This window comes from Kitasatospora sp. NPDC093558 (assembly GCF_040683475.1).
Taxonomy (GTDB): domain Bacteria; phylum Actinomycetota; class Actinomycetes; order Streptomycetales; family Streptomycetaceae; genus Kitasatospora.
In genome coordinates, this window is sequence record NZ_JBFBDY010000150.1 from 1 (window position 1) to 14,206 (window position 14,206).

Annotated in this window: 16 protein-coding genes; 11 read left to right on the top strand and 5 right to left on the bottom strand. The window is 74.2% G+C overall.

The window, feature by feature from the left end:
- Both AB0O00_RS16890 and AB0O00_RS16895 read right to left on the bottom strand, forming a co-directional pair.
- Nucleotides 1-292, bottom strand: a 292-nt coding sequence (locus AB0O00_RS16890; protein WP_363652446.1) for an MFS transporter, incomplete at its 3' end; no start/stop codon positions are given.
- 142 nt (nt 293-434) lie between these two features.
- Nucleotides 435-1,331 carry a LysR substrate-binding domain-containing protein gene (locus AB0O00_RS16895; protein WP_363652448.1) on the bottom strand — a complete coding sequence of 299 codons (897 nt, stop codon included), beginning with the start codon at nt 1,329-1,331 and terminating at the stop codon, nt 435-437.
- A gap of 139 nt (nt 1,332-1,470) precedes the next feature.
- On the opposite strand from AB0O00_RS16895, the gene AB0O00_RS16900 reads away from it, so the two are divergent.
- From AB0O00_RS16900 to AB0O00_RS16925, 6 genes are all read left to right on the top strand, one after another.
- The gene (locus tag AB0O00_RS16900; RefSeq protein ID WP_363652450.1) at nt 1,471-2,502 is read left to right on the top strand and encodes a DMT family transporter; all 1,032 of its coding nucleotides are present in this window, start codon (nt 1,471-1,473) and stop codon (nt 2,500-2,502) included.
- 179 nt (nt 2,503-2,681) lie between these two features.
- Nucleotides 2,682-3,563 carry a GNAT family N-acetyltransferase gene (locus tag AB0O00_RS16905; protein ID WP_363652452.1) on the top strand — a complete coding sequence of 294 codons (882 nt, stop codon included), beginning with the start codon at nt 2,682-2,684 and terminating at the stop codon, nt 3,561-3,563.
- A gap of 82 nt (nt 3,564-3,645) precedes the next feature.
- On the top strand, nt 3,646-4,437 hold the full coding sequence (locus tag AB0O00_RS16910; protein WP_363652454.1) for an aminotransferase class IV family protein: 792 nt from the start codon (nt 3,646-3,648) through the stop codon (nt 4,435-4,437).
- Nucleotides 4,438-4,606: 169 nt separating this feature from the next.
- Nucleotides 4,607-5,077, top strand: a complete 471-nt coding sequence (locus AB0O00_RS16915) for a hypothetical protein (RefSeq protein ID WP_363652456.1) — start codon at nt 4,607-4,609, stop codon at nt 5,075-5,077.
- Nucleotides 5,074-6,654: a multicopper oxidase family protein gene (locus AB0O00_RS16920; protein WP_363652458.1), complete on the top strand. Its 1,581-nt coding sequence runs from the start codon at nt 5,074-5,076 to the stop codon at nt 6,652-6,654. Before AB0O00_RS16915 ends, AB0O00_RS16920 begins: the two co-directional genes overlap by 4 nt.
- A gap of 179 nt (nt 6,655-6,833) precedes the next feature.
- Complete coding sequence (locus AB0O00_RS16925; RefSeq protein ID WP_363652460.1) at nt 6,834-8,192, top strand: DUF2252 domain-containing protein; 1,359 nt, start codon at nt 6,834-6,836, stop codon at nt 8,190-8,192.
- Here the strand turns inward: AB0O00_RS16925 and AB0O00_RS16930 are convergent.
- Nucleotides 8,170-9,111: an LLM class flavin-dependent oxidoreductase gene (locus AB0O00_RS16930; protein ID WP_363652462.1), complete on the bottom strand. Its 942-nt coding sequence runs from the start codon at nt 9,109-9,111 to the stop codon at nt 8,170-8,172. The two genes, AB0O00_RS16925 and AB0O00_RS16930, sit on opposite strands and share 23 nt — an antisense overlap.
- A 151-nt stretch (nt 9,112-9,262) precedes the next feature.
- On the opposite strand from AB0O00_RS16930, the gene AB0O00_RS16935 reads away from it, so the two are divergent.
- Both AB0O00_RS16935 and AB0O00_RS16940 read left to right on the top strand, forming a co-directional pair.
- Nucleotides 9,263-10,144, top strand: coding sequence for a hypothetical protein (locus AB0O00_RS16935; protein WP_363652464.1), 882 nt, complete (start codon nt 9,263-9,265; stop codon nt 10,142-10,144).
- 95 nt (nt 10,145-10,239) lie between these two features.
- The gene (locus AB0O00_RS16940; protein WP_363652466.1) at nt 10,240-10,992 is read left to right on the top strand and encodes a helix-turn-helix transcriptional regulator; all 753 of its coding nucleotides are present in this window, start codon (nt 10,240-10,242) and stop codon (nt 10,990-10,992) included.
- On the opposite strand, the gene AB0O00_RS16945 is transcribed toward AB0O00_RS16940, so the two are convergent.
- Entirely contained in the window at nt 10,961-11,377 is a 417-nt protein-coding gene (locus AB0O00_RS16945; protein ID WP_363652468.1) for a hypothetical protein, read from the bottom strand. The genes AB0O00_RS16940 and AB0O00_RS16945 overlap by 32 nt on opposite strands.
- Nucleotides 11,378-11,556: 179 nt before the next feature.
- On the opposite strand from AB0O00_RS16945, the gene AB0O00_RS16950 reads away from it, so the two are divergent.
- The 3 genes from AB0O00_RS16950 to AB0O00_RS16960 all read left to right on the top strand — a co-directional run bounded on the left by AB0O00_RS16950 (nt 11,557) and on the right by AB0O00_RS16960 (nt 13,566).
- Nucleotides 11,557-12,090 (top strand): GNAT family N-acetyltransferase, encoded by a 534-nt coding sequence (locus AB0O00_RS16950; RefSeq protein ID WP_363652470.1) that lies wholly within the window; start codon nt 11,557-11,559, stop codon nt 12,088-12,090.
- 72 nt (nt 12,091-12,162) lie between these two features.
- A complete protein-coding gene (locus AB0O00_RS16955; RefSeq protein ID WP_363652472.1) occupies nt 12,163-13,083 on the top strand; it encodes a hypothetical protein in 921 nt (306 codons plus the stop codon).
- Between the two features lie 39 nt (nt 13,084-13,122).
- On the top strand, nt 13,123-13,566 hold the full coding sequence (locus tag AB0O00_RS16960) for a DUF4265 domain-containing protein (protein ID WP_363652474.1): 444 nt from the start codon (nt 13,123-13,125) through the stop codon (nt 13,564-13,566).
- Between the two features lie 4 nt (nt 13,567-13,570).
- Here AB0O00_RS16960 and AB0O00_RS16965 read toward each other — a convergent pair.
- Nucleotides 13,571-14,206: diacylglycerol kinase (locus tag AB0O00_RS16965; protein ID WP_363652476.1), on the bottom strand; the 636-nt coding region annotated here is incomplete at its 5' end.

Here is a 14,206-nt window from a genome sequence, read left to right on the forward strand (position 1 = left end):
GTGCGGCGGCGCAGGCCAGGGAGGCGAGCAGGAAGCCGGCCACCCCGACGCGGAACACCCGCCGCCGCCCGGCCCGGTCGCCGAGCCGGGCGCCGGTGAGCAGGAGGACGGCGAACGGCAGGGTGTAGGCCGAAGTCAGCCAGGGGACGGCGGAGACCGGCCCGCCGAGCTCGGCGTGCATGCGGGGCGCGGCGACCTGCACGATCGTCGCGTCGAGCAGGTTCATCGCCTCGGCCGTGAGCAGCGCGGCGAGCGCCGCCCAACGGCGGGGGTGCGGTGCGGTGGTGGACAACGGGGGCTCCCTCGGAGGGCGGGTCGCAACGCCCGCCACCCTGCGGCCGGAGCGCCACCGGATCCAGCGAGCCGGACCTCCGGCCGGGAAATGTTCCACCGCAGGCGCATCCGGCGCAGGAATATGCCGGGGGCTCGCAGGCTCACGCCCCCGTGAGGAGTTCCGCCGTCGGCGCCGAGGACACCGTCGCCAGCATTCCGCTCACGGCGGGGGACCACGGGCGGGTGGTCGGGCCGGTGAGCGTCAGGGTGCGGTGGACGGCGGGCCGGATCGGGACGAGGACGCAGCCCGCCGGGATCATCGTCAGCGCGAGTGCGGGCATCACCGAGACGCCGACGCCCGCGTGCACCATGCCGATGAGCGTGTTGAGGTCGCGGATGCGGTGCCGTGGGGTGAAGCGGGTGCCGGCGCGGCGGTACGCCTCGCGGATGTGGCGCTCGCAGCCGCCCTCGGAGAGCAGGAAGTCGTCGTCGTCCAGGTCCGCCACGTGGATGGACTCCTGCTCGGCGAGGGGGTGGTCCCGCCGGAGCAGCGCGTGCATGGAGTCCGCGCCGAGCGAGACCGCGCCGGGCGGGAGCGGACCGGCGTCGACCAGGACGGCGGCGTCGACCGTGCCCGCCTCCAGCCAGACGGCCAGTTCGACGTCCTCGCCCTCGAAGATCCGGACCGTCACCTGCGGGTGCGCCGCCTTCCAGTCCCGGAGCAGCCCGGGCAGCAGCACCTGGCAGACGGTGGTGGGAGCGGCCAGCCGGACGGTGCCGGTGAGGCCGCCCGAGTGCAGGGTGGCGATGGCGCGGACGGCGGCGGCCGAGGCGACCGCGGTGCGGGCGTGCGGGAGGATCTGCTCGCCCAGCGGGGTGGGCCGGGTGGGGTTCCCGCGGCGCAGGACGGGCGCGCCGAGGGTGCGCTCCAGGGCGGCGATCGCGTGCGAGACGGCGGACTGGGTGATGCCCAGGTCGTCGGCGGCGGCGCCGAAGCCCCCGGCGTCGGCGACCGCGATCAGTGCCCTGAGCTGGGCGAGATTGACCTCCGAGGCCATGAGACTTCCTCATCCATCCGGCACTGTCACTTGTTGGACTCATGTTCCCCGGCGGGGCCACGCTCTGTCCAGGAAGGACGGCCCGCAGTGGACCGTCCCGGAGCGGGCCGTCCCGGACGAGGGCGCAGGGAGGACGAACGTGGTCGGAGCGCGGCGCTGGTGGCCGGGGTTCGTGGTGCTGTCGGCGATCTGGGGCGCGAGCTTCGCCCTGATCAAGGTCGCGGTGGAGGCGGGGGTGCCGCCGCTCTGGGTGGCGCTGTGGCGCAGCCTGCTCGGGGCGTCCACGCTGTGGGCGATCCTCGCGGTGCGGCGCGAGCGGGCGCCGCGCGAGCGCGCTGTCTGGGGGCACTCGGCGGTGGTCGCGGTGCTGCTCAACACCGTGCCGTTCACGCTGTTCTCGTTCGGCGAGACGAGGGTGAGCTCGGTGCTCGCCGGGGTGCTGAACGCGACCACGCCGCTGTTCACGCTGCTGTTCGCGGTGGCCACGGTGGCCGAGGAGCGCCGCCCGGGGGCGCGCCGGCTGAGCGGCCTCGCGCTCGGCTTCGCCGGTGTGCTGACGGTGCTCGGCGTCTGGCGCGGCATCGGCTCGGGCGAGGTCACCGGCGGGCTGGCCTGCCTGGCCGCGGCGTGCTGCTACGGCGCGGGCTTCGCCTACCTGCGGCGCTTCCTGAGCGGCCGGCCGCACACCGTCACCGCGCTGTCGGCCGTCCAGATCACCTGCGCCGCAGCCGAGTTGGCAGTCATCGCGCCGCTCGGCGCCGGCGCGCCGCACTGGCCCGGCGCGGGCCCTGCGGCGGCGCTGCTGGTGCTGGGCGCCGTCGGCACCGGCTTCGCGTACGTGCTCAACCTGGGCCTCGTGCGCGCGGCGGGCACCGCGGTGGCCTCGGCCGTCACCTACGTGATGCCGCTGTGGTCGACGGCCCTGGGCGCGGCCTTTCTCGCCGAGCCCGTCGGCTGGAACGCCCTGGTGGGCGGCGCGGCCGTGATCGCCGCCGTCGTCCTGACCCGGCCGGCGCGGGCCGGAGCACCCGCGCAGCGCCGAACGGAAGACGGAACGGAGGACCGAACGGAAGGCGGAAAGGAAGGCCGAATGGAAGACGGAATGGAAGGCCGAATGGAGGACCGAACGGAGACCCCGGAGCAGGCCGCCACCGAGGCGGCGCACGGTTGACGAACACACGGGCACCGACATCACGAACTCCCTTCCCCTGTACGAGTTCCCGGTACGAGTTCCCTGCACGAGCCGTACGGCTGAATTCGTATCCGATCTGACGTTCGGTGTCCACCGAATTACGATCCGTGCCCGCCGCGGGCTATCGTGGCCGTGTGGTGAGGTCCTGGGATGCAGCGGTGGAACGGGCGCAGGATCGGCTGGCGGCGGGGCCGCGGCTGACGGTGGTGCCCGAGGGGGACGAACGGCGCTTCGCGCTCTGGGACTTGGCGTCCCTGGTGGAGGGCGAACTGGGGGAGCGGGTGGACCCGGACGGGCTCGCGCCCCAGGCCGAGCGCGGGTGGCGCGAGCGGCTGGGCGAGAGCGGCCGGGAGTGGCCGGGCGGCGAGCTGTACCGGCGCCGCTACTGGGTGCTCGGCGCGGACGGCGCGGTCGCCGGGACGGTCGCCGTCGACAACTGGACGAAGGGCCCGGGCCAGCTCGCCGTCTCCTCGCTCTACCTGCGGCCGCAGGCCCGCGGGCGCGGCCTGGCCGCCGGGGTGCTGGACGACGTGTACGGGGCGGCGGTCGCCGAGGGCCTGCCCGGCTACCGGCTGGAGGCGCACTGGACCTGGCAGCACGCCGTCCGCTACTACCTGCGCCGGGGCCTGTGGGTGGTCGGCTGGAAGCACTCGCTCGCCCTCGCCCGGATGCCCCAACTCCCGCCCTACCGCGTGCGGGAGGAGGACGGCCGGCTGCTCCTGCTGGTCACGGACGGCGCGCAGGGCTGGGTGCCGCTGCTGGCCGCCGGGTGCGAGGGCCGCTGGCTGCGGCTGGACGAGACGGCCGCCTACCGCGGCACGGACGGCTGGGTGCACGGCTACGCCCGCTCGACGCTCGCGCTGCACCTGGCGCTCGCCGGCCGCCCGCTGGTGCGCGGGCCGCAGTGGTGGGCGGAGGCCTGGCGCTGGGCGGACACCGGGGAGCCGGAGGGGCTCGCGTACAAGATCGAGCACTTCGAGCAGCTGGCCGCGGCGGCGGGCCGGCGGTTCGTCACCCCGTACCGCCCGGTGTCCCCCTAGCCTCCCCCGGCTCCCCCCAGCCCCCTACCTGCCCCCCGGGGCTCTAGGCGGAATCGCGCCCCCGCCCTGCCAGACTCGTGCCATGGCTGAGATCGAGATCGACGGCGCGCCCGCCGACCCGGCGCGGTTGGCGGCGCTGGGGCTGCTGAACTACGGGCACTTCACCACCCTCCGCGTCGGGGCCGGCCGGGTCCGGGGCCTCGCGCTGCACCTGGAGCGGCTGGTCCGGGACTGCCGGGCGCTGTTCGACGCCGAGCTGGACCCGGCCGTGGTGCGCGAGCGGATCCGCGCGGTGCTGCCGCCGGACGGGTCGGAGGCGATCGTCCGGGTCACCGTCTACGACCCGGAGCTCGGCCTGGAGCGCCCGTCCGGCCCCGCCGTGCCGCGCCTGCTGGTGACCACCCGCCCGGCACCGGCCGCCGCGCCCGGACCGCTGCGGGTGCGCACGGTCGCGTACGTCCGGGAGGCGCCGGAGGTGAAGCACGTCGGGCTCTTCGGCCTGATCCGCCACCGCCGGAGCGCCCAACTCGCCGGTTACGACGACGCCTTGCTGGTCGACCCGGCGGGCCGGGTGACCGAGGGCGCCACCTGGAACATCGGCTTCGTCGACGACGGCGGCCGGGTGGTCTGGCCGCAGGGCCCGAGCCTGCCGGGCGTGACCGCCGCGCTGCTCGCCCGGGCGCACGGCGGGCCGCAGGAGAGCCGTCCGGTGGACGTCGTCGACGTCGACCGGTTCAAGGCCGCGTTCGCGGTGAACGCGGGCGTCGGCGTCCGCCCGGTGGCCGCGGTCGACGGCACCCGCTTCGACCCCGACCACCCCGTCCTCGACGAGCTCCGCGCCGCCTATCGCGGGGTGGCGGCCGACCCGGTGTGAGGGGCCATGAGAACCCGAGGTCCCTCGATCGGATGACATCCGATGGGTCCGAACGGGCGTAAAGGGATCACCCGGATCACCAACCCCGGTTATTGCCGGTGATCGTGATATTCGATCAGCTACGCTCTCGCCCGCCCCGCCCCACCCGCCGAGCAGAGAGTAGCCCGGAATGACCAGTCCTCCCGCGGCCCCCGCGCCCCGCTGGCCGCTGATCCTCCTGCGCGTCACCTCGACCACGCTGGGCCTCCTGGCCGTCCTGCAGACGATGCTGGCCGGGAGCTTCCTCAACGGCACCTACGAGTCCCTCAAGGACCACGAGGGCACCGCGATGACGCTGGCCACCGTCGTCGTGCTGCAGCTCGCGGTGGCCGTCCTGGTCCGGTGGCCGGGGCGCGGGCCGCTCTGGCCGCTGTGGAGCACCGCCGTCCTGACGGTGGCCGTCGTCGGGCAGATCACCGCCGGCTACGGCCGGGCCATCGGTGTGCACGTCACCTTCGGCGTCCTGCTGGTCAGCGGGATCCTGTTCGCGCTGGTCGGCGCCTGGCGGGAGCCGCTGCCCGCCCGCGCCGCCGCCGAGCCCGGACCGGACGGCAGCGGGCGGCTGCCCCGGCCGGGCGGGCCCGTGGAGGTGGCCAAGTGAACCGCCGCCGCTTCCTCGGCCTCGGTGCCTCCGTCCTCGGCGCGGGCGCGCTGGCCGCCGTCGCGGTGCCCTCGGCGGCCCGGCTGCTGGGCGAGGGCCGTCCCGGGCGGCTGCTGACCAGCGGGCTCGAACTGCCGCCGCCGTTCCAGGTGCCGCTGCCGGTGCCGCCGGTGCTCAAGCCGGTCGGCGGCGACGCGACGGGCGACCGGTACGAGATCGTCCAGCAGGTCGCCCGGCTGGAGATCCTGCCCGGTGTCAAGACCGAGGCCTGGACGTACGGCGGCAGCTGGCCGGGCCCGACGGTGGTCGCGCGCTCCGGCCGGGCCGCGGTGGTCACGCACCGCAACCAGCTGCCGGTGCCGTCCGTCGTCCACCTCCACGGCGGCCACACCCCGGCCGACAGCGACGGCTACCCGGTGGACCTGCTGCTCCCCGTCGGGTCGAGCGGCAGCAGCGGCGCCATGGCCGGGATGGCGGGGATGGCCGGGATGCCCGGCATGGACCACCACGCGGCCGGGAAGTCCGTCACCGGCGAGCGAACCCACACCTACCCGGGCCACCAGCGCGCCGCCACCCTCTGGTACCACGACCACCGGATGGGCTTCACCGGCCCGGGCGTCTGGCGCGGCCTGGCCGGCTTCCACCTCGTCCACGACGACGAGGAGGCCGCCCTGCCGCTGCCGCACGGCGACCGCGACCTCCCCCTCATGCTCGCCGACCGCGCCTTCGCCGAGGACGGCTCCTTCCGGTACCCCGCGGCCGGCGACGACGAACCCGGGGTCACCAGCGACTACATGAACGGCGTCCTCGGCGACGTCATCCTCGTCAACGGCGCGCCCTGGCCCCGCCTCGACGTCGACCGGGCCCGGTACCGGCTGCGGTTCCTCAACGCCTCCAACGCCCGCCTCTACCGCCTCGAACTCGACCCCCAGCCGCCCGGCGGCGACGCCCTCGTCCAGATCGGCTCGGACGGCGGCCTGCTGGAGGCGCCCGTCGCCCACGACGCCCTGGAGATCGCCCCCGCCGAGCGCTTCGACGTCGTCGTCGACTTCTCCCGCTACCCGCCGGGCACCGCCGTCCGGCTGCTGAACCGGTTCGGCAGCGGCCGGACCGCCGAGGTCATGCGCTTCGACGTCTCCTCCCGGCAGGTGTCCGACGACGCGACGGTGCCCGAGCAGCTGTCCACCATCGAGAAGCTCGACGCCTCCGCCGCCGCGAACACCCGCGACTTCACCTTCCGGCGCAGCCGCGGCGACGGCTGGACGATCAACGGCGACCCGTACGAGCCCGGCCGCGACATCGCCCGCCCGGCCCTCGGCGCCACCGAGCTCTGGCGGTTCTCCACCGACCTGCACCACCCGGTCCACGTGCACCTGAACCACTTCCAGGTGCTGTCGCGCAACGGCGCGGACCCGGGCCCCTACGACGCCGGGTGGAAGGACACCGTCGACCTGCGGCCGGCCGAGGAGGTGGAGGTGCTGGTGCGGTTCACCGACTACGCGGGGACGTACATGCTGCACTGCCACAACCTGGAGCACGAGGACATGGCGATGATGGCCGACTTCGTCGTGGAGTGACGGCGGCCTCCACGCACCCCGGAACCCGGACCCCGGCGCCCGGACTCCGGCATGGTGTCGCCGGAACCGGGGGATCATCCGTTCGGCGCAGCGCCGGAGGGCGCGCGGTGCGCCCTCCGGCGTCCGTCGCCTAGCGTCACCCGGAGGGGCACGAGCCGAGGTCGACCGAGGAGCCGCGCATGACCACGCCCGCCGAACGCCGCCGCCAGGGCCGGGCCGCCCGTGAGCGCGTCTCCCGCTCCGCCCACGGCCGGTGGATCGCCGCCGCCGACCGGCCCGACCCGGTCGCGGTGCTGGAGCGGCAGGGCGAGGACCGGGTCGCCCGCCTGCTGCCGATCCGGTACGGCCGGATGGCCGACACCCCCTTCACCTTCCTGCGCGGCGCCGCCGCCGTCATGGCCGACGACCTCGCGGCCGGGCCCGACACCGGCCTCACCGTCCAGCTCTGCGGCGACGCGCACCTGTTGAACTTCGGCCTGTACGCCTCGCCGGAGCGGGCCCTGCTCTTCGACGTCAACGACTTCGACGAGACCTACCCCGGCCCCTTCGAGTGGGACGTCAAGCGCCTCGCCGCCAGCGTCGCCGTCGCCGCCCGCGACAACGGGCACGACGAGGAGCGCGTGCGCCGCGCCGCGCTGAGCTCCGCCCAGGGGTACTCCACCGCGCTGCGCCGGCTGGCCGGGCTGGGCGAACTCGACGTCTGGTACAGCCGGATCGACAGCGCCGACCTGCTGCCGCTGGTGCACCGGCGCAAGCAGCGCCGGCGGGTCGAGGCGGATCTCGCCGCCGCCCGGCGCCGCACCAGCCTCCAGGCCTTCGGCAAGCTCACCGAGGAGCGGGACGGGCAGCGGCGCATCGTCAGCTCGCCGCCGCTGATCGAGCCGCTCTCCAAGACCGAACTGCGCGGCGTCGGCAAGGTGTTCAGCGACTACCGGGCCACCCTCGCGGAGGACCGCCGGGTGCTGCTGGACCGCTTCCGCTTCGTCGACGCGGCGGTGAAGGTGGTCGGCGTGGGCAGCGTCGGCACCCGCTGCTACATCGTCCTGCTGGAGGGCCGGGACGGGCGCGACTCGCTGTTCCTCCAGCTCAAGGAGGCCGGGCGGTCGGTGCTGGAGGACCACCTGCCGGCCGGCCGGGTGGACGCCGAGGTCGCCGCGCACCACGGCGGCCGGCGCGTCGTCACCGGCCAGCACCTCATGCAGGCCGCGAGTGACATCTTCCTCGGCTGGACCACCGGACCGGCCGGGCGGCACTTCTACGGCCGCCAGCTGCGCGACATGAAGGGCTCGGCGGACGTCGCCGACATGGCCCCGGCCGGCCTGCGCGCCTACGCCGACCTGTGCGGGCGCACCCTCGCCCGCGCCCACGCCCGCACCGGCGACCGGTTCGCCATCGCGGGCTACCTCGGGGGCGCCGACACCTTCGCGGAGGCGATCGCCGACTTCGCGGTGCTGTACGCGGACCGGACGAAGCTCGACCACGCGGAGCTGGAGGCCGCGATCGACGCCGGGCGGATCAAGGCGACGCGGGGAGTGTGAGCGCGGCCAGCTGCTCCAACTGGTCGCGCTGGTCTTCCAGTTGCATGGCACCCAGGCGCGCCACGACGTGCCGGGCGCCCGCCTCGGTGTAGCGGCGGAGAGTGGCGGCGACGTCGTCCGGGGTGCCGAGGGCGAAGGCCTGGATCCGTTCGGTCTCGTCCAGCGGCAGGCCGTAGTTGGACCGGGTGTAGGCGTTCATGGCGCGGCGGGCGGTGGCGGCGTCGCGGTCGATGCGGACGTTGACGAAGAGGGCGGGAGTGAGGCCCTCCGGGTCGCGGCCGGCATCTGCCGCGGCGGCCCGGACGGCCTTCAGCCCGGTGGCGTAGTCGGCCGGGTCGGGCGGGTAGGGGAGCCACCCGTCGTAGAGCCGCCCGGTGCGGGCGAGCGCGGCCGGCGTGGCGCCGCCGAGCCAGATCGGCGGCCCGCCGGGCTGGGCCGGCGCGGTCGCGGGCGGGAGGTCGTCGAAGGAGTGGAACTCGCCGTGGAAGGCCGTCGCGCCCGCCCAGAGCGCCCGCCAGAGCGCGACCGTCTCGTCCAGCCGGGCGAACCGGCGCTCCCACGGCACCTGCGACAACTCGTGCAACGGCTGCCCGAACCGCCCCGGGAAGCCCGCCCCGACCGCGACCGTCAGCCGGCCGCCGGAGAGCAGGTCCACCGAGGCGAGGGCCTGCGCGGCCTGCACCGGGCGACGGAGGACGGGCAGAAGGGCGCCGGTGCCGAGCCGGACGCGGTGGGTGACGGGGGCGACGGCGGCCAGCATGGTGAGGGGTTCGATGCGGGCAGTGAGGAGGGAGTCGTTGACGAAGAGCGAGGAGAAGCCCAACTCCTCGGCACGGCAGGCGAATGCGATCAGGTCGCGGGGGTCGCCGGCGGGGCCCCATTGGGCCTGGCCGGTGGGGAGGAATACACCGATGTCCATGCCGTCGATCCTGTTCCGTTCGGTGAATGGGCTCAATTCCCCTGGGGGAATAGGAGGGGGGTGGCGTCGGTTGCCGTAAGTGATGCGAGTGTCTCGCTCGGTGATGGGTGACTGTGTGATGGTCGGTGTTGGAACGTCAGGAGGTGTCGGCTTGCCGGAAGATCGGGACCGGGCCACGGTTGGGGAGATTCGGGCTGCTCTGGGCGGCGACTGCGCATGGGTGACGCGGCGTCTGCTCAAGGCGCAGGTGCGGCAGTTCCCGACCCGGGCGGACGTTGCCGCCTGGCAGCAGGCCGCGCCGGAGTGGTTCGTCCGGGAGAAGGAGAGGCGGGAGCGGCGGCAGGCCCGGCAGCAGGCCGAGAAGGTGACGATCACCTGCCCCGGCTGCGGTTTCTCCATCAAGGTCAAGCCGCGCACTGCCCGCGAGCGCGAGAACTGGGAGGCCCTGTACTGCGGCCGGAACGCCTGTGACTACGAGCCGCCGGACTCGCCGGGCATGATCACAGTGATCGGCATCAACGCGGTGGGCTCGTTCACCGGCTGGCGCCACGAGTTCCCCGACGAGCGACAGGCGGCTTCGCTGGACCGGGCGCGCATGCTCGCCCTCGCCGCACTGGCTAGGCAATCGGGAAGCCCCATCCAGGCCGCGATCGGCAATCTGGTCGCCCCGGCCGGGCCCGGACGCCACCTGCTGCACTTCGACGACTGGAGCACAGCCGTCGATCTCGCTGCTGACGGGACGATCGAGATCGAGAACCCGATGGTCGCCGCCGCGCTGCATCGTATGGTTCAGGAAGGTGACGAGGTCGGTGTCATCCTGAGGACCTTCCTCGAAGAGGTCTCCCACACCGGACCGAACGGAGTCGGGATTCCGGTCAAGGAGGTGCGGGGCTGGTACCTCGCGGAAGGCGTGTTCCATCCGTTGACGGAGGCGGAGATCTTCTCCGCGTACTGCACGGACGCCGACACCGGCGAGCCGCTGCCTCCCGAACGCGGTGTCCGTTACGTGGATGCCTACACCGTCGGCTTCTGATACCGGCGCATGCCGTGGACAGCACGGGCGGTCGGGTCACGGTGCTTCGGCCCCGGCACTGGCCGGCATCGTCGGGAACGGTTAGAACTGGTGCCGTGGACTTCCCCCAGGCGCTGCGCGAGCGCCGCACCAGCCGTCGGCTCAGCCAGCTCGACCTCGCCACGCGCGCCGGCACGACGCAGCGGCACCTGAGCTTCATGGAGTCGGGTCGTTCCGCTCCCGGGCGGGGCATGGTCGTGCGGCTGGCCGAGTCGCTCGATCTGCCGCTGCGGGAACGCAACGAGCTGCTGCTGTCGGCCGGTTACGCGCCCGTGTACGCCGAGACGCCGCTGGACGGGCCGGCGCTGGCGCCCGTGCGGGCGGCGATCGAGCACATCCTCGCCGGTCATCTCCCGTACCCCGCCGTGGTCGTGGACCGGCGCGGTGACGTCATCGCGGCGAACGAGGCACTGGCGCTGATCACGGAGGGCGCCGACCCGCGCCTCGTCGGCCCCGGCACCAACGCCTACCGGCTCGCCCTCCACCCGGACGGCCTTGCGCCGTGCATCCTCAACTTCGCGGCCTGGGCGCGGCACATCCTGGAGCGGACCGGCCATCTCGGCGAGCTGCACGAGGAGTTGTGCACGTACGTGCCCGACATGGAGGTGCCCGAGCAGCACTTGGGCTTCGCCGTGCCGCTGCACCTGCGGACCTCGCTCGGCGAGCTGCACCTGATGACGACGGTGACGACGTTCGCCACCGCCGTCGACGTCACGCTCGCCGAGCTGAAGCTGGAGGCGTTCCTGCCGGCCGATGCCGAGACGGCGGAGGTGCTGCTCAGAGCCCGGGGAACTGGTAGTCCGCAGTGATCCGCCCGTCGGCGCCGAGGACGACGAACTCCACGCCGCTGCCCACGGGCTCACCTCCGGCGGTGGGCACCATCTCCCAGGTGAACTTGACGACGTCGCGCAGCCGGACGGCGTCCGGGAGCGCCCGGAAGGTGAACTCGCCCGGCGCGACGAACTCTTCGTAGGCGCGGGTGACGCGGACGTCGAGGGCGTCGTAGCCGCGCGCTTCGAGCATGGTGTCGTCGAACCCGACCCGGGCCGCGACTTCGCGGATCTCGACGGGAGGATGGAGGACGTGGGCGGCATCCTCGGCCCACAGTTCCTCGATGGCCTTCCGGCGGAGGCCGGGGTCGGCCTCCGCCCACAACGCTGCGTAACGGTCGGCGAGTTGCTGGGCGGTGGTCATAGTGGCCCTCCCTGTGGTGATCGGTATTGCCCTCATCCTGCGAGGCTGCGGGTGGGCCGACAATTCCCGCCGGGGAATGAGGCCGGCCGGTCCGAATTCGTGCCGGCCGCGCAAGACGGGCTGCCGTCGGGTGATTTTCGAGTTGCCCGGACGGGCCCGGGTGGCGTTGGCTGGCCCGCATGAGCGAACTGCACACCGAACGCCTTCTCCTGCGCCGCTGGCGCGAGACGGACCTCGAACCCTGGGCCGCGATGAACGCCGACCCCGAGATCCGGGAACACCTCGGCGACCTCCTCACCCGGGACCAGGCCGACGCCTCGGTGGCCCGCTACGAGGCCGCGTTCGAGGCGCGCGGCTACGGCTGGTGGGCGGTCGAGGTGCGGGCCACCGGGCGCTTCGCCGGGTTCGCCGGGCTCGACGACATCGACGAGGACGCCCCGGTCGACGGCGTCGAGATCGGCTGGCGCCTCGCCCGGAGCGCCTGGGGCCACGGCTACGCCACCGAGGCGGCCCGCGCGGTCCTCGGGTACGCCTTCGACACCCTCGCCCTCCCCGAGGTCCTCGCCATCACCACCGCTACCAACCACCGCTCCCAGGCCGTCATGCGACGCCTCGGCATGACGCACGACCCCGCCGCCGACTTCGAGGACCCGACCGTCCCCGAGGGGCCGCTGCGGCACAACGTCGTCTACCGGATCGCGCCCGGAGCCTGACGGTTCTGATGCCCCTGGCAGTCCTGACGGTCCGCCAGAGGCGTTGTCAGTGGTGTGTGCCAGGGTGGCCCCATGCTGGCGATCACGGTGCAGGAGAACGACGGGACACGGCACGTCGGGGCGGGTGCGGACGCCCTCGCGGTGCTGGTCGGACGGCTGGGCGCGGACGGGGACAACTTCGTCGTCGTCCAGCGCCTGCCCGACCTGCCCGACGTCTACATCCAGGTCTGGCACGCCGAGGGCGGCGAGTACGCCCTGGAGCACCGCGACGGCTCCGCCGACCGGCACTACGAGGTCGCGCTCGACGGGCCTGAGCCGGTGATCGCCGCCATGCTCGGCTGGGCGCGCCGCGAGCCCGGCTGGGGCGACGGGCTGGCCTGGAAGCCGCTCGACACGGGCCCCGCGCCCGAGCCCGTGCCCCCGCTCGACCTGCCCGCCGGCGAGCGCCGCGACCTGGAGGAGCGGCTGCGCCTCACCCTGGCCTGCGGCTACACCACCCGGGCCGAGCTCGCCGAGGAGGCCGAGGAGTACCTGGTCTCCGCGGACAGCCGCCCGGTCTCCCGCGAGCAGGCCGAACAACTCGCGGACCGGCTCTGGCTGGAGCGCGTCGGCGAGCAGACCGGCTGGACCGGCGAGACGGACCCGGAACGCCTCGCCCGCGCCTTCTCCGCCCTGGAGGCCGACGGCATCACGGCCCGCGAGCACTTCACCTGCTGCCGTTCCTGCGGCGAGGCCGAGATCGGCGCCGCCGGAGCCCCCGACGCCCGCGGGTTCGTCTACTTCCACACCCAGAGCACGGACTCGGCCGCCCGCGGCCACGGCCTCTCGCTCCTCTATGGCGGCTTCGACGGCTCCCCACTCACGACCACCGCCGTGGGCCACGAGGTGGTGGCCGCGCTCAAGGACGCCGGCCTCCCGGCGGTCTGGAACGGCGACGCCGCCCACGCGATCGAGATACGCCCGCTGGTCTGGCGCAAGCGCCTGGTGGGCTGACGGGAGGGCGAGGTTCCGATGGAAGGCAGCGTGCCCCGCATGAGTTCCACGCCCGGGACGGGTCTCACGCACATACGCCTGCTCGCCGGATACGCCACTGCCGGTCGGCCGGTCTACGAGGTTCTGCCGGCCCGTACTCGCGCGGACGGTGCAGTCGAGCTGGCCGGCAGCCCCGGGCTCGTGCTCGGGTGCGCGGCGGGCGACCGGCTGACGGTCGGGGACGACGGCACGTTCGAGGTCGTGTCGGTCGGCCCGAACCGCTGCCTCCAGGCAGGGCGCCGCCAGGGCGGCTTCGCACCGGAGGACGTGGCGGCCTTGGCCGGGGCCATGAGGGAACTGGACGGGCTGGTGGAGGCCCCGGCCGACGGGCGGTTCGTCGTGGTGACGGTGGCGCGGTCGGCCGGGGGCGCAGCGGTGGAGCGGGTGATGGACGGTTGGGCGGCCCGGGTGGACGGTGCCGAGTGGTGGATCGGCAACGAGTAGGGCCCTACGGCACCAGCAGGTGCAGGGCGTCGCGGACCACGGAGACCTCGACCGGGAGCGGGGCGATGAACTCGCCGTCCGCGTAGGACGTGATGCCGGGGGATTCGATCCGCAGGGACTCCGTCCGGAACGTGGCCACCTCCGGGTGGTGGACGTGGGTGCCCTTGAAGATCGTCGGGAAGAAGCGGGCGATCCGCAGGCGGGGCATGGCGGCGACGACGGTGAGGTCGAGCAGGCCGTCGTCGGGGAGCGCGGCCGGGCAGATCAGCATGCCGCCGCCATAGCTGCGGGTGTTGCCGACGGCGGCCAGGGTGAGGTCGCGCTCGATGACGGTGCCGTCCGCGAGGGTGATGCGGAACGGCAGCGGGCGCAGGTTGGCGAACTCGGCGAGGATGGCGAGGTTGTAGCGCATCCGGCCGCGCGGCCAGCGCAGGCGGTTGGTGCGGTCGCTGACGAGCGAGTCGAACCCGGTGGCGAGGACGGAGCCGAACCAGCGGGTCGTGCCGTCCGGGCCGGTGACCCGACCGAGGTCGACCGTGCGGGTCCGTCCGGCGGCGATGACGTCGGCGGCAGCCTCGGGGGCGTCGCGCGGCAGCCCGTACGCGCGGGCGTGGTCGTTGCCGGTGCCCGCGGGGACGAC

Coding starts and splice junctions, on each gene's coding strand:
- AB0O00_RS16895 (WP_363652448.1), bottom strand. CDS start 1,331: ATGGCCTCGGAGGTCAATCTCGCCCAGCTCAGGGCACTGATCGCGGTC.
- AB0O00_RS16910 (WP_363652454.1), top strand. CDS start 3,646: ATGGCTGAGATCGAGATCGACGGCGCGCCCGCCGACCCGGCGCGGTTG.
- AB0O00_RS16915 (WP_363652456.1), top strand. CDS start 4,607: ATGACCAGTCCTCCCGCGGCCCCCGCGCCCCGCTGGCCGCTGATCCTC.
- AB0O00_RS16925 (WP_363652460.1), top strand. CDS start 6,834: ATGACCACGCCCGCCGAACGCCGCCGCCAGGGCCGGGCCGCCCGTGAG.
- AB0O00_RS16930 (WP_363652462.1), bottom strand. CDS start 9,111: ATGGACATCGGTGTATTCCTCCCCACCGGCCAGGCCCAATGGGGCCCC.
- AB0O00_RS16945 (WP_363652468.1), bottom strand. CDS start 11,377: ATGACCACCGCCCAGCAACTCGCCGACCGTTACGCAGCGTTGTGGGCG.
- AB0O00_RS16950 (WP_363652470.1), top strand. CDS start 11,557: ATGAGCGAACTGCACACCGAACGCCTTCTCCTGCGCCGCTGGCGCGAG.
- AB0O00_RS16955 (WP_363652472.1), top strand. CDS start 12,163: ATGCTGGCGATCACGGTGCAGGAGAACGACGGGACACGGCACGTCGGG.
- AB0O00_RS16960 (WP_363652474.1), top strand. CDS start 13,123: ATGAGTTCCACGCCCGGGACGGGTCTCACGCACATACGCCTGCTCGCC.